The 22520-nt window shown below is 40.2% G+C and carries 25 protein-coding genes and 1 pseudogene; 16 read left to right on the forward strand and 10 right to left on the reverse strand.

Annotated elements, in window-relative coordinates:
- Nucleotides 1-166: 166 nt before the first annotated feature.
- The 3 genes from H6G40_RS00290 to H6G40_RS00300 form a co-directional block, all read right to left on the reverse strand.
- Nucleotides 167-607 carry a hypothetical protein gene (locus tag H6G40_RS00290; RefSeq protein WP_190537106.1) on the reverse strand — a complete coding sequence of 147 codons (441 nt, stop codon included), beginning with the start codon at nucleotides 605-607 and terminating at the stop codon, nucleotides 167-169.
- 2 nt (nucleotides 608-609) lie between these two features.
- The gene (locus tag H6G40_RS00295; RefSeq protein ID WP_016515387.1) at nucleotides 610-846 is read right to left on the reverse strand and encodes a hypothetical protein; all 237 of its coding nucleotides are present in this window, start codon (nucleotides 844-846) and stop codon (nucleotides 610-612) included.
- A 386-nt stretch (nucleotides 847-1232) separates the two neighbouring features.
- The gene (locus H6G40_RS00300) at nucleotides 1233-1487 is read right to left on the reverse strand and encodes a hypothetical protein (protein ID WP_185238005.1); all 255 of its coding nucleotides are present in this window, start codon (nucleotides 1485-1487) and stop codon (nucleotides 1233-1235) included.
- A gap of 52 nt (nucleotides 1488-1539) precedes the next feature.
- On the opposite strand from H6G40_RS00300, the gene H6G40_RS00305 reads away from it, so the two are divergent.
- Complete coding sequence (locus tag H6G40_RS00305; RefSeq protein ID WP_190537135.1) at nucleotides 1540-2073, forward strand: hypothetical protein; 534 nt, start codon at nucleotides 1540-1542, stop codon at nucleotides 2071-2073.
- Between the two features lie 7 nt (nucleotides 2074-2080).
- On the forward strand, nucleotides 2081-4222 hold the full coding sequence (locus H6G40_RS00310) for a pentapeptide repeat-containing protein (RefSeq protein WP_190537108.1): 2142 nt from the start codon (nucleotides 2081-2083) through the stop codon (nucleotides 4220-4222).
- Between the two features lie 78 nt (nucleotides 4223-4300).
- Here H6G40_RS00310 and H6G40_RS00315 read toward each other — a convergent pair whose 3' ends face one another.
- From H6G40_RS00315 to H6G40_RS00330, 4 genes are all read right to left on the reverse strand, one after another.
- On the reverse strand, nucleotides 4301-4507 hold the full coding sequence (locus H6G40_RS00315) for a UPF0223 family protein (protein WP_002740011.1): 207 nt from the start codon (nucleotides 4505-4507) through the stop codon (nucleotides 4301-4303).
- Entirely contained in the window at nucleotides 4504-4797 is a 294-nt protein-coding gene (locus H6G40_RS00320; protein WP_002776536.1) for a BrnT family toxin, read from the reverse strand. The genes H6G40_RS00315 and H6G40_RS00320 overlap by 4 nt, the downstream gene beginning before the upstream one ends.
- Nucleotides 4798-5012: 215 nt before the next feature.
- Entirely contained in the window at nucleotides 5013-5267 is a 255-nt protein-coding gene (locus H6G40_RS00325; protein WP_002776534.1) for a hypothetical protein, read from the reverse strand.
- Complete coding sequence (locus H6G40_RS00330; RefSeq protein ID WP_190537110.1) at nucleotides 5264-6970, reverse strand: potassium channel family protein; 1707 nt, start codon at nucleotides 6968-6970, stop codon at nucleotides 5264-5266. Before H6G40_RS00330 ends, H6G40_RS00325 begins: the two co-directional genes overlap by 4 nt.
- A 150-nt stretch (nucleotides 6971-7120) precedes the next feature.
- Here H6G40_RS00330 and H6G40_RS00335 point away from each other — a divergent pair, with 150 nt between their 5' ends.
- The 11 genes and pseudogenes from H6G40_RS00335 (at nucleotide 7121) to H6G40_RS00385 (ending at nucleotide 17139) form a co-directional block, all read left to right on the forward strand.
- The gene (locus H6G40_RS00335) at nucleotides 7121-8059 is read left to right on the forward strand and encodes a DUF4351 domain-containing protein (protein WP_123231016.1); all 939 of its coding nucleotides are present in this window, start codon (nucleotides 7121-7123) and stop codon (nucleotides 8057-8059) included.
- Nucleotides 8060-8144: 85 nt separating this feature from the next.
- On the forward strand, nucleotides 8145-8522 hold the full coding sequence (locus H6G40_RS00340) for a hypothetical protein (RefSeq protein ID WP_002739479.1): 378 nt from the start codon (nucleotides 8145-8147) through the stop codon (nucleotides 8520-8522).
- A gap of 201 nt (nucleotides 8523-8723) precedes the next feature.
- Nucleotides 8724-8983: pseudogene (locus H6G40_RS00345) on the forward strand (element excision factor XisH family protein); the annotation flags it as partial.
- Nucleotides 8984-9144: 161 nt separating this feature from the next.
- A complete protein-coding gene (locus tag H6G40_RS00350) occupies nucleotides 9145-9531 on the forward strand; it encodes a hypothetical protein (RefSeq protein ID WP_002739795.1) in 387 nt (128 codons plus the stop codon).
- A 472-nt stretch (nucleotides 9532-10003) separates the two neighbouring features.
- Nucleotides 10004-10702 (forward strand): PEP-CTERM sorting domain-containing protein, encoded by a 699-nt coding sequence (locus tag H6G40_RS00355; RefSeq protein ID WP_069474795.1) that lies wholly within the window; start codon nucleotides 10004-10006, stop codon nucleotides 10700-10702.
- An 85-nt stretch (nucleotides 10703-10787) separates the two neighbouring features.
- Nucleotides 10788-11009 (forward strand): DUF433 domain-containing protein, encoded by a 222-nt coding sequence (locus tag H6G40_RS00360; protein WP_002750124.1) that lies wholly within the window; start codon nucleotides 10788-10790, stop codon nucleotides 11007-11009.
- 131 nt (nucleotides 11010-11140) lie between these two features.
- Nucleotides 11141-11950 (forward strand): ATP-dependent sacrificial sulfur transferase LarE, encoded by an 810-nt coding sequence (gene larE, locus H6G40_RS00365; protein ID WP_002740227.1) that lies wholly within the window; start codon nucleotides 11141-11143, stop codon nucleotides 11948-11950.
- A 278-nt stretch (nucleotides 11951-12228) separates the two neighbouring features.
- Nucleotides 12229-13239, forward strand: coding sequence for a permease (locus tag H6G40_RS00370; RefSeq protein WP_069474796.1), 1011 nt, complete (start codon nucleotides 12229-12231; stop codon nucleotides 13237-13239).
- Between the two features lie 24 nt (nucleotides 13240-13263).
- The gene (locus H6G40_RS00375; RefSeq protein ID WP_069474797.1) at nucleotides 13264-14055 is read left to right on the forward strand and encodes a TIGR03943 family putative permease subunit; all 792 of its coding nucleotides are present in this window, start codon (nucleotides 13264-13266) and stop codon (nucleotides 14053-14055) included.
- Nucleotides 14056-14252: 197 nt separating this feature from the next.
- Entirely contained in the window at nucleotides 14253-15731 is a 1479-nt protein-coding gene (locus H6G40_RS00380; RefSeq protein ID WP_190537112.1) for an Ig-like domain-containing domain, read from the forward strand.
- Nucleotides 15732-15762: 31 nt separating this feature from the next.
- Entirely contained in the window at nucleotides 15763-17139 is a 1377-nt protein-coding gene (locus H6G40_RS00385; RefSeq protein ID WP_069474798.1) for an aldehyde dehydrogenase, read from the forward strand.
- An 11-nt stretch (nucleotides 17140-17150) separates the two neighbouring features.
- Here H6G40_RS00385 and H6G40_RS00390 read toward each other — a convergent pair whose 3' ends face one another.
- From H6G40_RS00390 to H6G40_RS00400, 3 genes are all read right to left on the reverse strand, one after another.
- On the reverse strand, nucleotides 17151-18560 hold the full coding sequence (locus H6G40_RS00390; RefSeq protein WP_069474799.1) for an isochorismate synthase: 1410 nt from the start codon (nucleotides 18558-18560) through the stop codon (nucleotides 17151-17153).
- A 236-nt stretch (nucleotides 18561-18796) separates the two neighbouring features.
- Nucleotides 18797-19201: an NIL domain-containing protein gene (locus H6G40_RS00395; protein ID WP_002739790.1), complete on the reverse strand. Its 405-nt coding sequence runs from the start codon at nucleotides 19199-19201 to the stop codon at nucleotides 18797-18799.
- Between the two features lie 32 nt (nucleotides 19202-19233).
- The gene (locus H6G40_RS00400) at nucleotides 19234-19500 is read right to left on the reverse strand and encodes a ssr2422 family thylakoid membrane protein (protein WP_002740128.1); all 267 of its coding nucleotides are present in this window, start codon (nucleotides 19498-19500) and stop codon (nucleotides 19234-19236) included.
- A 103-nt stretch (nucleotides 19501-19603) separates the two neighbouring features.
- Here H6G40_RS00400 and H6G40_RS00405 point away from each other — a divergent pair, with 103 nt between their 5' ends.
- The 3 genes from H6G40_RS00405 (at nucleotide 19604) to H6G40_RS00415 (ending at nucleotide 22498) form a co-directional block, all read left to right on the forward strand.
- On the forward strand, nucleotides 19604-20155 hold the full coding sequence (locus H6G40_RS00405) for a thioredoxin family protein (protein WP_002739604.1): 552 nt from the start codon (nucleotides 19604-19606) through the stop codon (nucleotides 20153-20155).
- A 104-nt stretch (nucleotides 20156-20259) separates the two neighbouring features.
- Nucleotides 20260-20613 (forward strand): hypothetical protein, encoded by a 354-nt coding sequence (locus H6G40_RS00410; RefSeq protein ID WP_002739676.1) that lies wholly within the window; start codon nucleotides 20260-20262, stop codon nucleotides 20611-20613.
- Nucleotides 20582-22498, forward strand: coding sequence for a hypothetical protein (locus H6G40_RS00415; protein ID WP_190537115.1), 1917 nt, complete (start codon nucleotides 20582-20584; stop codon nucleotides 22496-22498). Before H6G40_RS00410 ends, H6G40_RS00415 begins: the two co-directional genes overlap by 32 nt.
- Nucleotides 22499-22520 lie beyond the last annotated feature (22 nt).

Consider the following 22520-nt stretch of genomic DNA (forward strand, 5'->3'; position numbering starts at 1 on the left):
ACAGAGCGATTTTCTGGCTGGGATATTATTCCTACGCAAGTCCCTTATCTCTTATCTTTTGTCTGCTACTGAAGATTTTTGATTCTTGCAGGAGATATTATTTTTTATAAAATTGGTGAACTAATTCTCAAACGTACTAACCCACAAACAGAAGGAGGCAAACCCATTACGCTGCGCTATGACTCCCGTAGCACTTAGCGGCCCAAACCACTGGATCGATTTCTCCCTTTTGGAGTTTTTCTAGCGGGGTTGCTCCCTCTAAACGAATATCACCCGTAAGCAGAAAGAGCATTTGTGTCCAAGCACCATCTTCTTTTAAAACGGCTAACACTTGGTCTAAACCAGACAAAACTTTGCCATCAATAAATTGCCAAGCGGGATAAACTAATTCCTCGTTGACAGATAAACCTAAGACCTGATGATTGAGCCTCATAGTTTCTAATTCCAAAGAACTACAGGCTAAAACACTACAAACCTCGGCGCTGGTTAAGGTTCCGCCTTGCTTGGATAGGAACCGCTTCTTCGCTTCTTCGCCTCGTTTAATGGCAGCTGCCAACGGAGGGGCCAAAGCTAAAGGAGATTGTGCTTTTTGTATGGATTCTAACATTTTTAAGCAACCCTACCACCGTCAACAAGACCTGTATAAAACAAATATAAGTCTCCCTTCAAATGTTTAGTCTCTTGTATCAGCTTACTTTTATCGTCTGAATACCCAATAACCTTACCTTTCTCTGGCCAGCCATATTTGTCGCGACCAGTGATCTCTAAGACCACCCATTGATCGGGGTAATAGGATGAGACATCGGCTATACTCAAATCTTCTGTTTTGTGGCTAAGTGTCTTCATGGCTAAGGTGGCAGTTGATTTGATCAGGATCTTTGTTTTTGCCTAGTAGTGTTTTGCTCCTCGTGTCAGGAATCCCTAACATTATTAGCTTTACTCAATCTACCCTAATAAGCTAAGATGCGGGGATGATAATGATGAGTAAAGAGCCAGCACCCGCGAGGATGCTGGCCCTCTCCTAGCTTCGCATCATCGGGATTAGCCCTCTCAACAGCCCACCAGGAGACTTAAAAACCTTATTAGTGGACTAAGAAGCCAGGAGGTCAATCAATAATGAAGAACTTACTCACTGTCATGCTCCTAAGCTCCCTTGCTTACGGCGTAGCTGTCGGGAAGATTCATCCCTATGACTACGTTTTTATCTACACCATCAACGAACTAGCAAAACGTCAGGGTGGAGATAATAAAGACGGGAAGCGATAGGTAGAACGTTTATTTAATTCAGGCTGGGCAGTGCGGCAACACTCGACCAGCTTTTTTGTACTGTTTTTTACTATCGCTCTATTTTCTTCAATGGTATCCACAATATAATCACTTACTGTAAGGATATCAACCAATAAATATTGCCCATTTAAACCAACAAATATTGCCCATTTAAACCAATAATTGTTGCTATCATTAAACAATAATTGTTGGTACTCCATTTCAAAATATGCTAACTAGCTCGAAAATACAGCCATGAAGACGCTCTCGTCAATGCCCCAAAACCTATCCGAAATGCCCCAAAACCTATCCGATGCCGAAAGGCAGGCAAGAAACTGTAATACAGCCATGAAGACGCTCTCGTCAATGCCCCCATCACTGTGTGATGCCCAAAAGCAGGCAAGAAACTGTGGTTTGGATATACCCAAGCTAGAAGCTTTGTTGAAAGAAATCGAACCCCTATCTGAAAAGTACAAAATTATGTTCTATCTGGCGGCTACAGGGCTTTATTCCGCCGATGATTTGGCTGAAAAGTTCAATCATAGCAGCGGCAAAAATCTAAACGCAGATTTCAACAGATATATAGGAGACAATCTTAAACCTTTCCTTGATTTACATGAAAGTGATCGTCTGGGAATTACTTCCCTAAGAAGGATTCTCTTTAACAAGGGCTATCTTCCTGACATTAATGACGATGAATCAGTGGAAGTTTTGCCAACACGCTACGCTGAAAATTCGCAATTAGAGGAGCCTTCTGCTTCGGACCCAATTATTGTTGATCAGAATACCACCAATCAAGGAGATTAATTTAAAAATGGAAAACACAGAGTTATTGTGTGAGGCAACAACATCGGCCAGTCCCCGTGCTGACATTATTAATGGTTTGTTAGCTCAACTAGAAAAGGAACAGGATAGCGATATCCGTGCTGAAATCATAAGGAAATTAGGGGAATATCCTGAGCCTCAAGTGATTAAAAAACTTTGGGATTTGAGAAATAATCTCGAAAGCGAATCTGATGATTTTGTGCAGTACGAAATCAAGCTTAGTTTGCGTAAAGTGACTAATCATCCTAGTATAAATATTGATTTTTTTCTTGATAACTTAGAGGTATTCCAATCAAAAGATAACAATTCTCAAGCTCCAAAAGTCTTAATTGATGCCGATCTAATTGAAGAGTTTTTATTAAGAAATCAGACGACTCTTAACAGTGAAGCTACTAGGGTTATGGGACTTGTTTTAGAGGGAAAAATTAATCCTTACATCGGCGAAATGGGATTAATCAAAATTTGGCATAATATCAAAAATCTGAAATCTAGAGAAGATGCCAATCGTTCGATCATTGAACTTCTGAGCAAGATTAACGTCGGCCAAGTTAACTTGAAAGAAATCGACCTAGAAAAATATCCCAACGTTAATTTAACAACGGCAATTCAAGTTGAGATTGCCAGAAAGTATAGCCTAGAAAGTATTATCACCATCAGAGATCGAGAATTCATTGCCAGTGGGTATCCTTTTGTGGGTTCTCCTTCCTTATTCTTACAGTTTTTAGGGAAAGATACCTCGCCGGCATCTATCAAAAGAACTCTCAAAAATCTCGATAAAGCGGCAATGGAACATGAAAAAGTAAAACTCAATCAGCTTTTAGAAAACGAGCCTCAACAAAACTTATTCTTTGAAGATAATCTTTTGCTTTTTCAAGGCTGGAAAATTGAGAACTTTGAAATTCTTTGTGCTAATAACAATTTAACTGCTGCGACAGTTATCCTATGTAATACAAAAACTCAAAAACGTTACACTGAATCGGCCTTTAAAAAAGGTTCAGTAGATGCACTTTGTACTGCTTTTAATGAGGCTCTAGCTCATTTAGTTGAGGTTAAACATACCCTTAAATCTATCTATTTGGCCAACTTGACACCGGGTCAAGAAGGAGCCACAACTGTCAAGGCGGCGGTTGAGTATGATGGTAAAGAAGTTATTACCATCCACACCCATGAAAATATTCTCAAGGCTCATTTTTTCGCCTACGTCAAAGCGATGATTGCCGTTTATGCACCCGATGAATATCACCCCGATATTCATAGCACAAAAGAATTGACATATTTGCACAAAATTGGCGAACGAGATTTTCATGGACTGAATTTCAGCCAAGTTAATTTAATGGATAGTGAGGCCAATCTTTCCGATGCAAAATTGATGGGATGTAACTTCAGTAAGGCTAATCTTTCGGGGGTTAATTTAACTAATGCTGATTTAACAGGAGCCGATTTAAGTCATGCCAATTTGAGCAAAGCTGATTTAACAAGAGCCAATTTGAGCAAAGCTAATTTAACGGGAGCTAACTTGACCGATGTTAAATTAGATGAAAATAATCTAACCCTCCTTGATTGCACAATTTTGACTAACACAATTATGCCTGAAATTAACATTGAAATTAGCGGCGAATCCCGTTTAGAAAAGGTTGGTCAACTACTCAAACACATTGATCCTAAAAGTCAATCTCGAATCTTGGCTATTCACTCCATGACAGATTCCATCTGGTGGGATAATCCCCTTGGTCAAAAATTCTGGGAAGTTAACGAAGAACTAATCAAAAGGGGGATTTCTATTCAACGAGTCTTTATTCTTCCTGAAGCTCCGACTCCAAAGCATTTACAGGTGATTCAGGAACAACTTAACTGTGGCATAGAAGTTGCTTGTATTTGTCAGGAAAAAGCCAAAGATGAAGGCTATCGTTGGGATGATACCAACCTATTGATTAGCGAAAACTTATCTGTTCCCAGAAATTCTTTTACAGCGAGAAGAACTATGAATGGTCAAACAGAATCAGGTTATATTTCCTATCAAACAAGAGTTGTCGAGACAGATAAAAGTATCTTTAATGCTCTATGGGAAAAATCCGAAAAACTCTCTACTCAAGCTAATATTCAGGAACAATTAGCAAACCTGAATACCTGACCCCGAACTTTATTATTTTATTAACTGATGCTCACAATGCGATCGCTCTTTCTATTCTGTTTGAATAAAAAGCGATCGCTAAAAAGAAATTTCTCGGTCGTTTGTCACACAATCCTGAAGATATAAATCAATTAGTTCCTGATAAGAAATTCCTTTTTCTTTTGCTTTTTTTTCAAAGAAATCAATGACATCAATCCTTAAAGGTAAAGTGACCTGCCGCTTGAGTTGTTGAGCAAAAGGATTAGGACGACTTTTCATATTAGCGAGATCATACTCTGATTTCATAAACAATAACCTCGATATTGTTGAGACTCTTTTTGAGTAGCTTTTCGAGCCGAAATAATTCTAATAACAGAATCCTCTTCTCGATAACAGTGAACAATTAATAAAATTCGCATTTTTGAGCTTCTACCCAATAATAAAAATCGCTCTTCCATTTCTGAATGATCATCATCCCAAAACTGAATAGCATTTTCGTCATAGAAAACAGATTCAGCTTCTTGAAAGGAAACACCATGCTTCTTTTGATTGGTTTGATTTTTTTGCTTATCCCACTCAAAGGATAGATGAGGCATTGAGGACAGTGTAGTATTTTTGTTAAAACCAACGGCCCGATTATAACATATACAATCAAATTAACGATAGTTTGCTCTTAAAAAATTGTTCTCTCTCACCTCAGAAAAACTGCGATCGCCGTTCTAATTCTATTTTGATAAAAAGCGATCGCCCCACAGTTTAAACTTATAAAACCGCCATCGACAAAGAAGCGGTAATGAATAGTTCATTAGAACTATTCAGGATAGTTAGGCAGAGAATGATATTGAAAAATGCCAAAGATACTGCCGACACTGCCAATACTAAGAATACTGCCAACACTGCCAATACTAAGAATACTGCCGACGCTGCCAATACTGAGCATACTGCCGATACTAACCAGACTTAAAATGCTGCTGGCACTAGCGAGACTTAAAATACTGCCGGCACTGCCTAAACTCAAGATACAGCGATAACTAGCTTTGCTCAGATAATTAAGACCAGAAATCATTTTAAATCGGGGAAAGATTGGGGAATAGTTAGGGAAGTATTTTGCCAAACCTGTTGTAAACGCATAGCCGGCATAGTTAGATAAAGAATATCACCTTGATCGAGAGTGATTTCTAGTAATTGCCAACCGTGGATAGTTTGACCTTGTTTTTCTAAGTAAAGTGGCACAAAATCGGCATTCATCGCCGCTTCCTTGATAATTTGCCCCATAAAAGGATGATTAGGTGTGATTAATGTAGCCAAAGCAACCCAGAGGAGATCATCGGTCATGCCATTACCGAGAATTCTACCGCCCAAAGCGGCCGCAGCGAAGGAATAGGTAGCCAGATCCCGGGGACATAATACCGTATCAAAATCAAAAACCTCTTGAATCGATCGCCCGAATTGTTCCTGAGAGCAGCGTAAAACTAGATTAATTTTAGGAGCGATCGCTTTAGCAGTGAAGGCAATCTCCACATTAATCATATCCTCGTAAGTAACCACGATCAAAGATTCGGCGTTGTTAATATTAGCGGTTTCTAGGGTAGCCACTAGACGCGCATCCTCGATGATAACGGGGATTCCCCAGGAGCGCACGGAATGCAAAAATCGATTATTGGGGTCCGATTCGATCACCACCACTTCACAGCCTTGGTCGTGCAATTGTCGCACAATGCGGGTGCCGATACCTCCTAAACCACAGATAATGTGATGATTGCGGACGGGAATGCGGGTAGCATCCCAAAACTGCTTAAAGCGACTACCGAGAATAAAATCGTTGAGGAGAGCATAACAGATACCAATAACCCCCGCACCGACAATCATCATGACCACGGTAAAAATTTTGATACTATCGGGGGTAGATTCGGCCACTTTTTCGTTACCTCCGGCACCGGTAATCATCCCGACGGAAAAATAGAGGGAATCGACGAGGGAAATTTTTTGATTAACGCTGAGATAGGTAATGGTAGCAAGGGAAATCATCCCCAGGAGAGAAAGGGTGACAAGAATTACCGGTTGGACATAGTGCTGATAGGGACGGAGATTGAGTAGATTTCTCAGCCACTTTTGCAGTTTAAAACGCTGTTTTGCCTTAATTGTCGGTTTATTGCCGATAATGAGATGATCGCCAGTTGCGAGTTTTTTGCCTAAAAGAACTGCTGAAACCAGATCGATTTCGTCGTGAGCGGGGAGATAATAGATTAACATCCGGGCCGGATCGTCCCAAAGTTCGTAGAGGGGTAATCCCCACCAAGGATGATTTTCCTCGATAATTATCTCTTGAATTGGCCAAAGGCGATCGAATAGCTGTAATTGACCGATAGCTTTATTACCAAGGGCAGCAAAGGAAAAGATCGGGGCTGCTAGGGAAGCAACGCTCATGCTAACGTGAGCAGGGAGGGTTTGATCGAGTCTTTCTCCTAAAGTTTCGTTAAATAGTCGGTTAACTATCCGAATTTTCGGGTTAATTATCCTGGCGCGGGTGAGAATTTCCAGATTGAGTGCGTCGTTATCGATGGCCAAAACTAGGGTTTCTGCATCCGGGAGACCAGCTTGCAGGAGAGTTTTAGGAGAGCAGGGATCGCCGATAATAATATCAGACTGGTATTCGCAGACCATTTGGCGATCGCTAATCGCTACTACTGCCGCAGATTGTTGTTTGAGTAAACAAAAGATTTTATAACCCGTGCGACCTAATCCACAGACGATGATTTGCGGTTTCATTCGTCGAGCGCGTTTTTTGCTGATTAACTTTTCATTTCTAGCGCAAAAACTAGGAAAAATCTGTAACTAAAGCTGCAATGCTGCCAATTTTCCTAATCAGGCTTTGAAGATGATAAAATAACCATCATCATTGATTGAATCACTTCAGCCTTGACTCGCTTTCTTTGGGATAAATTTAGTAAAGATTACCTCGAAACTTTTCTCGCTTCTTGCGGTGACGTGAAAACTAGCCTTGATGTGACGGCAGAAACTCAAGAAATCGATGTGTATTTTCGACCGACTTCCCCCAAAATACCGCCCGAATTAGGTTTATTAGGCCGATTAGCTCAAACCCCTTGTCTATTGGAACCCTATCGCAATCCGGTCACGATTGAGGGAATTCTCGCTTGTTTATCTAAACTGTTGACGGTGCGGGAACAATTACAAAGAGAAGCTCACCGCAATCAACAACCCTTATTAGCAGAAAATATCCCTAGACTATGGATAATAACTCCTACGGCCAGTCAGAGGATTATAACTGCTTTTTCCGCTCTCAATCATCCAGATTGGGGAGAAGGAATTTATTTTTTACCTCCAGCATTAACCACAGCCATTATTGTCCTGCATCAATTACCTGAAACCCCTGAAACCCTTTGGTTAAGATTATTAGGTAGAGGAGGAACCAGAAGCAGAGCGATTGATGAATTAGAGTCCTTGTCTCCTAGTCATCCCTTTAAATCAGCTTCCTTAAAATTATTATACAATTTAAGTAGGAACTTGCAAGCCTTACCCAAAAGAACCCAGGAGGAGAGAAAATTTATCATGCGTTTAGCCCCTTTATACGAACAAGATAGAGAAAAAGCTATTCAACAAGGAGAAGCTATCGGACTTCAAAAAGGTAGAATCGAAGGGATTCAACAAGGAGAAGCTATCGGACTTCAAAAAGAAGCATCCAAGTTAGTGCTACGTCAACTAAAGCGACGTTTTGGTGAATTGCCCCCGCATATCACCGAAACTATTCAAAAACTCTCAGTAGAAAAATTAGAAGACTTAGGAGAAGCATTACTAGACTTTGAGACTCAAGCTGACTTAATTAATTGGCTGAACTAATAAATAGGCTTTGAAGATGATAAAATAACCATCATCATTGATTGAATCAATTCAGCCTTGACTCGCTTTCTTTGGGATAAATTTAGTGAAAGACTACCTCGAAACCTTTCTCTCTTCTTCCGGTGACGTGAAAACCAGCCTTGATGTGACGGCAGAAACTCAAGAAATCGATGTGTATTTTCGACCGACTTCCCCAGAAATACCGCCCGAATTAGGCCTATTGGGCAAATTAGCTCAAACCCCTTGTTTATTGGAACCCTATCGCAATCCGGTCACGATTGATGGCATTATTGCCTGTTTATCTAAACTGTTTACTGTGCGGGAACAATTACAAAGAGAAGCTCACCGTCATCAACAACCCTTACCCTTATTATCAGAAAATATTCCCAGACTATGGATACTAACTCCTACTGCCAGTCAAAGAATTATAACTGTTTTTTCCGCTAAAGAAAAGTTATTATAAATCCAACAAAAAAGATTACAAGGAAGAGCGACTATTCCCGCAGCTGAGGTGGATAAAATATATGGGATAGAACCTTAAATGAGCTATTCTGTTACTTTTGAACCAGAGTCGATAACTGATTTAGATTTGATCACCGATTTTATCAGACTTAGGATTGTTAATAAAATTAAATATAACTAATGAAATTACTTTTTTAGAACCATGCCAGCAAAAGATATTTACCATGAAGCCGTGAAAAATGCCTTAATTAAAGACGGTTGGACTATTTTAGCTGATCCTTATAAAATTAAATATAAAGATGTTGAATTTTTGCTGATTTAGCAGCAGAAAAACCTTTGGCTGCTGAAAGAAATGGACGTAAAATTGTTGTGGAAATCAAAAGCTTTTTAAGTCCCTCACCTATGAGATATTTTGAAATAGCTTTAGGACAATATATTTTATATCGAAATTTAATCAGTCTTGCCGTGAGTTAAGTTATCGGTAAATCTTGCCTCGAAATCTGAGGTTGATAAAAGAAGCTTAAAGAAGCTATTCTGTTACTTTTGAACCAGTTTATCCCTATGGGTAACAAAAATTTGAGGTATAATCATAATATCTCTATAACCCCACATAAAAAAGGCTTATGGCCATTTCAATTACTTTAACCCTACCTGATGAGATTTTTAATCTAGCTCAATCCTTAGCCCATTCAATTAACCGTGATCTTAATGATATATTAGTAGAAGCGATCGCTTTTTCTATTAGTCCCAATTATCAAGGCCAAAAAATCTCATCCCTAAATTCATTATCAGATGAAGAAATTATCAAATTAACTCAATTACAAATGGCATCAGAACAGGATCAAAGATTAAGCGAGTTGCTCAATCAACAACAAGAGGGGGATTTATCAACCTTTGAAAATAGGGAACTTTGGTCATTGATGCAAATTTATCAAATAAACTTGTTAAAGAAGGCACAAGGATTAAATGAAGCGGTTAAAAGAGGATTAATTTCACCATTAGAAGCATGAATCCTAGCCCTATTCCCGACTATATTAAAGATAAAATTCGCCAACAAGCTAATACTAAATCTGGTTATTAAAAACTGATTATTTATTCCCCCTTTTGCATGAGGTTCTCTCCTTTATAAGTAGCCTATACTCAACGGATTTAGTATAATTGCTGATTGTCGGTATTCCTGCAAATGTAAGATGCACCAGGTCAATTTATTGCGGGGGAACCTAGGAGCGAAGGTGATCATTTCGGTCAAAGAAATAAGTAGAGGTAGAACCTCGCTTATCTGCGTTGCCAGCTATAACCTTGCAACCAGTCAAAAATATTTATATAATCCAAAACTATCTTAAATATAAAAATCAATAAAAAATTATGATTAAATAACCCTTGACCCCCCCCTTTTTTTGTGATAGTCTCCGCTGCAGAGTATTGGCGCAAAACTAGCGTTAAATATGATCATAATTTTGTCTTATTACTGTCATCAAATCTATGAAAAAATTACTGACAATGTTAACCCCCTTGACTCTGATGGGGTTAGCCGGGGTTGCTCCTGCTCAAGCGGCAATAGTAGCCGGTTGGAATTCATTTAATGCCGCTACCGCAACCTATCCCAAAGCGGCGGATAATGTAGGTGCGAATATAACCAGCACGGGGTTAAACACTGCTGGGATAGATCGCCGGGTTCAGCCAGATTTCGTCTTGGGTTCTACTGTTGGTACATCGCCGGATCGGTGGAATGGAAATAGCACTGTTAATACCGGCCAATATGTCGAATTTGCCGTACAACCTAGTGCAGGTTTTCAAGTCGATTTTACTGACTTGCAACTCAATGCGAGGCGGGATGAAACGCGGCTAGATTTAGTCTTGCGCTCTAGTGTTGATGGGTTCACCAATAATTTAGGGACACAAGTGAACTTAACAACTAGCTTTAATACCTACAGCTTTGACCTAAGCAGTTTAGCACCCCAAACCGGACCGGTGCAGTTCCGTCTCTATGGACTGAATGCTGACTCCTCCACTATCTGGTTCTATGCTAATAACTCCGCTAATGTTGCCGGGGGTGGGTTTGTGGCTCTTAATGGGGATATCACTCCTGCTCCAACGGTTTCAACCCCCGAACCTAGTGGTATAGTGAGTTTAATCGCTGTTGGTGCGTTGGGTGCCGCTTCCCTTCGTCGTCGGGGATAAATTATCCTTGGCAGGGGCAACTACAGAGGGGTTGTCCCGAAATGCTATCATCAATTTTAGATTTGATCACCAGTTAATCAACATTATGTCATACAAAGATATTATTACCATAGAACCGGGAAAAAGGAGCGGAAAACCTTGTATTAGAGGAATGAGAATTACTGTTTATGATGTTCTCTCCTATCTGGCTTCGGGAATGACTTATGAGGAAATTTTAGAAGATTTTCCTTACTTAACCAAGGCGGATATTTTAGCCTGTTTGAGTTATGCCGCCGAGCGTGAACGTCAAACCATTTTAGTTAACTAATGAAATTACTTTTCGATCACAATTTATCACCTCGTTTAGTTAGTCTATTAATCGAGGGGTAGCCCTGATTAATTACGGCACGGCATATAATGAAAAACGGTCTCCCTAAACCAGTTGCTAAAATCGCCGCCATGGACAGTCAATTACTTGATAAACTCGGACAATTACAAAACCTCTTACAAACCAGCGAAAAAGCGCTGATTGCCTATTCTGGGGGCGTGGATAGTACCCTAGTGGCCAAAGTGGCCTATGATTTGCTAGGGAGTCAAGCATTGGCAATTACGGCGGTTTCCCCCTCCCTACTGCCGGAAGAATTGGAAGAAGCGATCGCTCAGGCCGATTATATCGGTATTCGACATGAATTGGTGGAAACCGAGGAAATGAATAACCCTAATTACACCAGTAATCCCGTTAATCGCTGTTATTTCTGCAAAAGTGAGCTACACGACACCCTTAAACCCCTTGCTCTAGCTCGTGGTTATTCCTACGTCATCGATGGCGTTAATGCTGATGATTTAAGGGATTATCGTCCCGGGATTCAAGCAGCTAGGGAACGCGGCGCTCGTTCACCTTTGGCGGAAATTGCTATCACAAAAAGCGAAGTTCGTCAACTATCCCGTTACTTAAATTTACCTTGGTGGGATAAACCGGCGCAACCCTGTTTAAGTTCCCGTTTTCCCTACGGGGAGGAAATTAGCCTGGAGAAATTGCAAAGAGTCGGACGGGCGGAGATTTATCTGCGAAAATTAGGTTATCGTCAATTACGGGTGCGATCGAGCGGCGATACGGCACGGATTGAATTACCGGCAGCGGAAATTCCCGACTTTATTAATCGGACAAATTTAAGCGAATTAGTCGCTGATCTGCAAAAATTAGGCTTTATCTATGTCACCCTCGATCTAGAAGGTTATCAAAGCGGCAAGCTTAATCGAGTCCTCTAGTTCAGTGATCAGTAAACAGTAATCAGTGGACTGAAAACTCAAATCTGCTCTAACAGTTATCTTAATGGTGAGGTACGAAGTTTTCCTTTTGGGGAGCCGGTCGCTGGTCGTCAATACCAAATTGAGTTATACTTCATCTTGACGAGAAAGGCTGTAACGGATAACGGATAACTGGTCACTGATAACTGATAACTGGTCACTGATAACTGATAGATGAACCTTTTTCTAGGGTTCCTAAGTCTTTACCCTTAAACCTCTAATTGCCAAGGCGAGGATAGATGAGTCAACTACAAAATGCCTTTACCCTATTCCTGAGCCTGTTGGTGGAAGCGATGCCTTTCTTACTGCTAGGGGTGATTCTCTCTAGTATTCTTTTAATATTTGTCGATGAACGTCGCCTAGTTGCCTTGATGCCTCGCAATGCTGTTTTAGGAGCATTTGTGGGGGGATGTATTGGGTTTTTGTTCCCCGTCTGCGAGTGTGGCAATGTGCCAGTGGCGCGACGTTTACTTGTGCAAGGAATGCCGAATGCAGTAGCGGTTAGTTTTCTCTTAGCAGCGCCGACAATTAACCCGATTGTTATCTGGTCCACTTGGGTAGCTTTTCGCGATCAACCGGAAATTGTTTTCTATCGAGTTATCTTTTCTTTGTTCATCGCTACGGTTATCGGGATTATCTTTAGTATCCAAAAAGATCCCCGACCGCTCCTACAAACCTCTTTGGCAAAAAGTCTCAATTGGCAACCGCAAACACCGGAAAAAGAATCTATCCCACTACTACTACAATCCGGTTCTTTTCTGATCGGTAATTCTGGGCAAACTTTGCGCTTAGACGAAAGTTTTGCCGCTACTGCTGTCCTACCGGCGGTGCAAGCTATCCCGATGAAAAGGCGCTGGTTAACTTTTCTGGAAAACGTGGTGATGGAATTACGCGAATTAGGAGGAGTGTTAATCTTAGGAAGTGCTATAGCGGCCGGTTTACAGGTGTTTGTTCCCCGGGAATTTGTGCTTAATTTGGGTCAGGATCCGATTACTTCGATCTTGGCCATGATGCTGTTAGCGGTAATTGTTTCGATTTGTTCCACAGTTGATTCTTTTTTTGCTCTCTCCTTTGCCTCTAGTTTTACCAGTAGTTCCCTACTGGCTTTTCTAGTGTTCGGTCCGATGATTGACCTGAAAGGGATTGGTTTAATGTTGTCTATTTTTAAACCGAGAATGTTAATTTATCTCTTTGCTTTAGCATCGCAAATGACTTTTTTACTCACCTTGACTCACAGTTATTTATTTTAGGTCAGTACCTGGATAGTTTTTCCCATGAATTCATCACGTCTAAAAATAATTGCCCCCCAATTTATCGATATTATTGCCCTAATCGGTTGGGGTTCATTACTATTTAAATACTGGATAACTGGACAGTTAAATTTACTGATCCATCCTAATTATTTTTTTCTGGTTCTCATCACCAGTATTGCTTTATTTGCCCTAGGATTGGTCAAGCTTTGGACATTATTAAAACAGTGGCAAAAAAAGATTAATTTAGATAGTAACGATAATCGATCGCATATTACCATTCTTCCTCAACATTTTGGCTCAGGTTTATTAGTAATAACTGCCCTTTTAGGCCTATTTATCGCTCCGCAGCCCCTCAGTAGTCAAATCGCATTACAGAGGGGAATTAGTGAATCTTTACCCCTAACTCGCGTGCAAACTCAATCCTTTGGTACTACCGTTAAACCGGAGGAAAAAAGTTTAATTGAATGGGTAAGAACTTTGAATGCTTACCCTGAACCTGATGCTTACACAGGACAACCGGTAAAAGTCACAGGTTTTGTGGTGCAATTGCCCCAATTACCCGATAATTATTTATTAATTAGTCGCTTTATTCTTACCTGTTGTGCCGTGGATGCTTATCCCGTGGGTTTACCAGTGAAACTATCAGGAAGTCGCAGTCAATATCCCAATGATACCTGGTTAGAAATCACCGGAGAAATGGCCACGGAATCTTTACCCGTAGAGGTAGGAAAATCAACCACCAGAAGACAATTAGTAATTAAGGCCAAATCCGTGAAACCTATACCCACTCCTGCGGATCCCTACGGATATTAACAGTTATCAGTTATCAGTTATCAGTTATCAGTTAAGTAGGTGGGTGGAATTAAATATAAGATGAACGTAGGTTGGGTTGAAGCATGAAACCCAACGCCCAATCATGTTACGCTACCGCTAACCCATCCTACAAATAATTGTGCCTCCCTACTTATCAGTGAGCAGTGAGCAGTTGTTGTTACTAACCATCTACTATAATGCTGAAAACCTTACAACTACAACCGATTGATAAATTAGCGATAACATTAATTGTATCCCTAACCTTAGTAATTGGTGGCTTAATTTGGTTGGGTAATAGCTGTGGTAATCAATGTCTTTTACAAACTGGTCCAAGAGTCAAGGAATTTAGCTGGGAAAATCGAGAAATTGGAGTGGAAGATCAAGCATTTATTATCACTTTTGATCGCCCCATGGATCATGCTAGTGTAGAAAAAAATCTAGTTATCGATCCTGCGCTGCCGGGGAAGTTTAGTTGGGCCGGAAGACGATTAGCTTATACCCTCACTTCTCCCATTCCCTACGGAGAAAAATATCATCTGCAAATTGAAGGTGCGAGGGAACAATTTCCCAGCGGTAATCGATTAGGACAAACCCTAGCAATTTTTGAAAGAGAATTTAAAAGTCGGGATCGTGCTTTTGCCTATATTGGCACTAATGGGGAAGAACAGGGAAGATTAATTTTTTATAACTTGACCGAGGAGAAGAAAACCCTCTTAACCCCCGCAAATTTGACCGTTATGGCTTTTGAATTCTATCCTGATGGTAAAAAAATCCTCTTTTCGGCTGTGGCGAAAAATCAGGGAATACAGGGAATTCGTGAACTACAGCTTTACCAAGTTGATTTTGGCCAATCTTCCCCAAAAATTGAGTTAGTACTAGACAATAAAGATTATCAAAATAATCATTTTGATTTATCTAAAGATGGGGAAACTATTGTCGTGCAGAGAATTGAGCGCCGCAATCCGATTAACTTCGATTTATGGGCAGTTAAATCGGGGGAAAAACCCCAACAATTAAACATTCAAGGTGGCGAATTTTTGATCGCACCTGATAGTAAAACTTTGGCTGTCACCCAGGGGGAAGGAATTGCGCTTTTGCCCTTAAAACCCGAAACAAAACCCCTAGATTTTTTACCAAAATTTGGGCGAATTTTGAATTTTTCTGCTGATGGTACGGCTGCGGCAATGGTGAATTTTAATACTGATAATGCCAAAATGCGTTATATTCGATCGCTTTTTTATGTCAATAATCAAGGATTACAAAAACGCTTACTCAATCTACAAGGTTCGATTATAGATTGTCAATTTAATGCCACTGGTAGTGATTTATATTGTTTGTTAACTGAGTTAGTTACTAACAGTCAAGAGTACAAAGAAAAACCCTATTTTGCTAAAATAGATGTGAAGACTGGTCAAGTGACTCCCCTACTGGAATTAGCCGATTATCGTGATATTCACATTAGTTTATCTCCCGATGGTTTAGCAATTATTTTTGATCAACTTCGCACCAGTTATGATACTAATCCGACTAATCCCTTGACTACTGACTCAGGAGAAACAATTATCGGTGGTCGTTTGTGGATGTTAATTCCTCCCCTACAAGATGGAGTGAAAGCAAGTAAATCTGATTTAATTGAATTACCTCTAGCGGGAATTCGTCCCCAGTGGATGCCATAGAATTACCATCATTAAGTTAGGAATTATTTCGATGCTGTCAAACTCAGAAAAATTAGCCAAATTGCGTCAGTATTTTGTTAGTGGTGCCACTCGTTCCTATCAATTCCGTCGTCAGCAGTTAGAGAAGTTAAAACAGGCAATTATTAAATATGAAGGAGAGATATATCAAGCTTTATATAGGGATTTAAAGAAAAGTCCCGAAGATTGTTGGATTACTGAAAATGGTTTCCTTTTGGGGGAAATTAATAACGCTTTAAAAAATTTGCGCTCATGGATGCAACCCAAACCTGTTAAAACTAATCTCTTAAATTTTCCTTCCTCCAGTCAAATTATTCGGGAACCTTTGGGAGTGGTGTTAATTATTGGTGCTTGGAATTATCCCCTCCAATTGTTATTAGTGCCTTTAGTTGGTGCTATTGCTGCCGGTAACTGTGCGGTATTAAAACCGAGTGAATTTGCCTCAGCGACGGAAAAATTAGTAATTGAAATAATTCAAGAAATATTCCCTGAAGAATATGTGTTAATTGTACCCGGAGATGGTGCGGAAGTAATTCCGAATATGTTAGACAGTTTCACCTTTGATCATATATTTTTTACTGGCAGTACAAGGGTAGGAAAAATTATTTATCAACTAGCGGCAGAAAAGTTAATTCCTGTTACTCTAGAATTAGGGGGAAAAAGTCCCTGTGTTATCGAAGCTGATGCTAATATTTCCGTGGCAACTCGTCGCATTGCCGTGACAAAATTCTCTAATTGTGGTCAAATGTGTATCGCAGCTGATTATGTTTTAGTACATCAATCCCAGCAGGAGAATTTGATCAGAGAATTAGCTAATACTATTGTTAATTTTTTTGGTGAAGATGCCAGATTAAGTGCTGATTATGGTAAGATAATTAATGATAAACAATTTGATCGCCTGATTGACTTGCTCAAAGATGGTGAGATTGTTTTTGGTGGCAAAACTGATCGAGAAAATTTATATATTCAACCAACTTTATTAACTAATGTTTCCCTTGATGCTCCTATTATGCAAGGGGAAATATTCGGTCCAATTTTACCGATCATTGCCTTTAGCACTTTTGAGGAAGCTTTAGCAATTATTGCTAAAAACCCTAACCCTCTAGCTTTTTATCTGTTTACTACCAAGGCAAATACCGAAAAGAAATGGTTAGAATCAGTCCAGTTTGGGGGAGGTTGTATTAACAACAATAGTTTTCATTTTACTAATCCTAGTTTACCCTTTGGTGGTCGAGGAAATAGCGGTATTGGTAGCTATCATGGTCGTTTTTCCTTTGAGAATTTTAGTCACCAAAAAGCGATTATGAAAACACCTCTTTGGTTCAATCCCGCTTTAAAATATCCGCCTTTTAAGGGTAAATTAAACTTATTTAAGTTATTAGTTCGCTAAAAAGCTACAGTTTAAGTTAAAGCTTTTAAGAGAGCTTGAAATTTCAGCTGAATTTCTGCTAGTTCTTTTTCTGGATCGGAGCCGGCAACAATACCCGCACCGGCGTATAATCGCGCTTGATCGCCTTTAATTAATGCCGAACGAATACCAACAATAAACTCACTATTATTTTGACAATCAATCCAACCCAAAGGAGCGGCATAAAGAGAGCGATCGAAGGTTTCATAATGACGAATTTGTGCTAAAGCGATCTCGGTGGGAACCCCAGCAACAGCAGGAGTGGGGTGTAGTTGGGCAACAATTTCGAGGGGATGGATAGAGGGTTTTAGTTTGGCATGGATAGGAGTCCAGAGATGTTGAATATTGGAGAGTTTTAACAATCTAGAGGGAGAATTTTGCGGATTTAAGCCAATTTGTCGCAGTTTTTGGTTAATAAAGTCACTAACAGCCCGATGTTCCCGTTGTTCTTTTTCACTAGCGAGGAGTTTATTGGCAAAGAGAGCATCTTCGATCGCATTTTCTCCCCGGGGGGCGGATCCCGCTAAAGCATCGGTGATTAATTGCCCCTGATGGACAGTTAACAATCGTTCGGGACTAGCACCGATAAAATGATCTCCCCGTCCATTGCCGAGGGAAAAAGTGTAGCAATCGGGATGACGCTGACGCAAATTATCGAGACAGTTTACTAGATGAAAAGGACGAGGAGAAATCACGTCAAGAGCGTGAGCGAGGACAATTTTGCTAAATTTTTGAGCATGGATAGATTGGATGGCATCAGCAACAGCCGCTTGAAAATTATAGGTAGGACGAATATAATAACTACAGGAATCCTGGTGAGGATTTTGTCGGCAATTGCTGGAGTTATTTTGGATAATTTTGAGGTTATTAATAGTTTCTTCGAGGGAGTTTTCTATTTCTTTTTCGCCGGTGATTAAGAGATTAGTCAGGAAAAAATATTCCGATTGTTTTTTGATAATTTGAAACTTAGGCAGGGTTAGGGTAGCTGAGGGAAAGGGGGTAGCTGTTGCCGAGTCGAAAAAAGTGAAACTACAAAAGATGCGGGGAGTAATCTCGCTATAGTTATCAATTTTAATAATTCTTTGTTGACAGTTTTCAATAAATTTTTGAGCTTTTAAAAAACGTTGTTTGCCGTGGAAAGTAGCAGTAAAAGCGATGCCGTAGCCGAGAAAAGCAGTTTCTCGTTCGGGATTTTCCCAATAACAATGGGTGGGATAGCTAGAAGCAATCCGAGAGAGAATTTCTAGGAGATCAAGGGGGGAAATTTTTTGACAAAAACTGACGATCGACCGATTTCCCTTTTCTGCGGCTAACAGTTGCGGGTTGAGGATAAAGTTATAGAGGCCGCGAAGATCAGCAATCGGACTATCAGGATAGGAAAGGCGAGGAACGGCAGAAGTCATGTCAAGTTTTTTGTATTTTTTGCAAAAAAAACCATGATTAATGGTATGTAATCCCCACAGATGTGGCCAGAGTCAAGGCTCTCTTTTTAACTATGGTATCGGAGAAAGGGTCTTTAGGCAGAAAGCGAGCGGGATATTTGTGGCGATTAACCTCCTTGGCAACACATCAAGGCTTAAAATCTCCAGAGATGGCTATTATTTAAATGGGCAAAAAAATTAATTTAATAATTTCTATTTTACAAGTTTGTGGAAATTGCCACCACGGGACAAGTGGGGATACATTGTTCACAAACCACACAACGGGAACGCAAAAACTTAAGACGAAAACTTTCGGGATCAAGGGTTAAAGCTTCCGTGGGACAAACTCCCGTACATAAGCCACAATCGACGCATTTTTCTTCATCAATAACGATTTCGCGACTAACTTGGGAAACGCCAATATTTTGTAATTGTAACCATTCGATCGCCGCTTCTAACTCATCGATATCTCCCGATAATTCTAATACTAATGTTCCCACTTGATTGGGGGCAACTTGGGCGCGGATAATATTAGCGGCGACGTTAAAATCCTTTGCCAGTCGATAGGTAACGGGCATATGGACGGCTTTTTTGGGAAAAGTGAGAGTAACGCGTTTTTTCATGCAGCCTTTCCAATCAAAGAATCTTTTTTTGCTTATTTGCCGAAAACGGCTGGAATTACAATAGTAGCAGTGGCGGCAACGATCAGACCAAAAGCCAAATTAACTACCTGTTGATCAGCTTTTTGGTAGGTATCGATGCTAAGACTAAGTTCACGGATTTGGTTGATCACGTCTCCTAGCTTTTTTTCAATGTTTTGAACGTTACTTTCTAAAGTTTCTAATCGCCCCTCAATTGTATGAACGTCCCCTCCTAGCCTTTTTAGCTGTCCCTCTATTCGATCGAGTCTTTCTTCTGTCATAATTATTACCCATCTCTAACTTAATTGTAACTCAATCGACACCAATACTAAAAGAGCGCAGCAGTCGTTACAATAGGACAAAGTAAACTTTGATTAAATATCCATGACAGCCACCACACCCACCAACAAAACCAGAAATCTTCTGCTGGCAGTAACGGCAGTTATCCTTAGTGTAGCGATTTTCTTGGGGTTTCAAACCACCGCTAGTTCTGTATCTTTGGAAGCGCAAGCGGAAAAAGCGACACCTTTCGATCTTGCCGTCAGCAATGGTAAACCCACCCTGACAGAATTTTATGCTAATTGGTGTACCAGTTGTCAGGCGATGGCCCCTGAAATTGCCGAAATTAAAAAACAATACGGTAATGCCATTAATTTTGTTATGCTCAACGTTGATAATAATAAATGGTTGCCGGAAATTCTCCGTTATCGTGTGGATGGAATTCCCCATTTTGTATTTTTAAATAACCAAGGACAACCGGTTGCCCAAGCGATCGGAGAACAACCAAAATCAATTTTAACTGCTAATTTAGAAGCACTTTTAACTAATTCTACCCTACCCTATGCCACCACTACGGGAGAGACTTCTGATTTTAATATCCTTGTGGGTGCTAGTCAAACCGATCCCCGCAGTCACGGCAGTCAAGTTAAGCAGTAAGCAGTAAGCAGTTATCAGTTATCATTGGAAAGCTTCGGGCTGAAAGCTATCATTCAAGAGTCAACTATCAATCAGTACATTTCATTGACTAAAACCTTTTAACTATGGCGATTATTGTTCAACATTTGACCACAGGTAACGAATATATATTCCTAGGAGTTAGTGGGGGTGAAAGTAAGAATATTTTACCCACCAAAATGTTAGGAGATTTCTTCGCAACCGAGACTCCAGATAAATCGCGATCGGTGACGGTTTGTGATGATCAAGGCCGGATACTTTGGTTTCCCGTCACAGAAATAATTGTGGTGGAGGTAGATGGTCAAAAACCCGAAGAATTATTACCAGAAATTATCGCTCCTGAACCAGTTCCTTTACAATTAGATAAAGAGAATCAAACTCAGACCCCAGAAAATCAAGGAAACATCGATGAATTTGCCGAAGATGACGATTGGATCTAGAATTAAATATCTAATTTTAGCGGGAATCATTGCCCTATTTACTGTAGGCTTTAACTCCCTCTATTCGGTTTCTCAAAACTTGATCGCTTCCTTCCCTGTTGCCGAAGTTGAAGCCCAATATCTTAACGATTGGACACCAGAATTAGAGGCAGAATTTCAACAAAGGGCAAAGCAAGTTATTAACCATTTTGCTAGGGCAGAAAGTTATGGCAATTTGTGGGGAGAAAACGAGAAAAAATCCTATGCTATGGCCATGTTTGATTTCTTGGCAGGAAACAGGCAAAAAGCCCTAGATTTCCTGCAGCAGGATGACCCACAAAAACGGGAACAGTCCCACACTGATTATATAGATTATTATTTTTCTTTTACCCTAAAAGGACAAATTAGAAAATATTTTCTTCTCGGAAAGTATCTCGATCCAGTTTATCGTCAGAGAATGTATAATGCGGCGAAAATTTGGACAGAAACCGACCCTTTACAACGGCCCCATCCTATCCACGGCACCGGCCAAGGAACGGGTAATGATTGGAGTATGAAAAGACGGGGTTTATGGGTAGATAGTCGCAATACTGATAACCTGCGAGCGATGCGCGAAACATCGGTTTATCTGATGGCCGAAGAAACAGGAAATGAGGCAACTCGTCAACTTTATAAAAGTAAAATTAAGCGCTACGTTTCAGCTTTATATAACATCGGTATGGGAGAATGGGATTCAGAAGTTTATCAAGGTCATACCTTTGCTGCCTATCTCAATCTCTACGATTTTTCTCAAGATACGGAAGTTAAACAATGGGCAAAAATGGCCTTAGATTGGTTATCCATGGCCGCTAGTGTTAAATATTATCGGGGTGGTTGGGGTGGCCCTGTAAAACGTGATTATGGTGATGGCCATGGCGTAATGCGATCACACGCAGGTCGCACTTTTTGGTTATACTTTGGTGATACTCCCGTCGCCAATAATCGCCAGGAATTGGACTCTCTTTATCTAATTACCAGTCATTATCGTCCTCCTTTAGCAGTGATGGAATTAGCCCGAAAAAACTTTAATAAACCGGTAGAAATTCTCGCCAGTAAACCCCTATATGAAAACTGGAAACCGGGCAATAATCAGAGTCCGGGTTATTGGGAAACTCAATTTATTGGGGCTAGTTATCAAATGGGTAGTCTGGCGGGAACTTTCCCCGATGGCGATGTGGCTCCGTTTAAATTAATGGCCTTTAATCAACACAAAGGTGTGGATTTTTTTGTGGCTAACACTGGCAAAAATGGCGTAAAACCGGGCAAAAATCCCGGGGATGAAATCGGACAATATCGTAATCTTTTAATCTGGTTACGTCCAGCAGACCAAGCTTTTTTCTGGCAATTACCGAAAACTGCCAAGGTAGAAAAAGATGATAATATCTGGTTTATTCAATTAGAAAAAACTTGGTTAGCCCTGAGATTAATAAATCTTTCTTCTCCTGAAATGATCGAGATTCCTAATTCCCCTTATCCCGATGATAATACCTACCAAGCTTTACCCACAGGTAACAATTATGCGGGTTTTGCTCTGGAAGTGGGGGAAGCGGCAACCCAGGGTAGTTATGAGAATTTCAAGAGCATATTTAAGCAAAAAAGTCAAGTAAATTTAACTCAAATTAAGCAAGGCAGGGTTTTATTTAAAGGCAGTCAAGGGCAGAGTTTACAATTGACCTATAATCAAATCAATCTACTGCCGATGTTAATTCGTAACGGTCAAAAGCACGATTGGTCAAAAAATTTCGCCCTTTATAACAGTTTAAGTCGAGATAACTCTCCCGTTTCTTTAGGATGGAAAGAGGGCAAATTAACCGTCAAAGCAGGGAAATATCAATTTTCTAATGCTTTGATTCTGTCTTCTCCTTAAGTTAGATATTCTCGACTATTTA

Source organism: Microcystis viridis FACHB-1342 (genome assembly GCF_014698335.1).
GTDB lineage: Bacteria > Cyanobacteriota > Cyanobacteriia > Cyanobacteriales > Microcystaceae > Microcystis > Microcystis ichthyoblabe_A.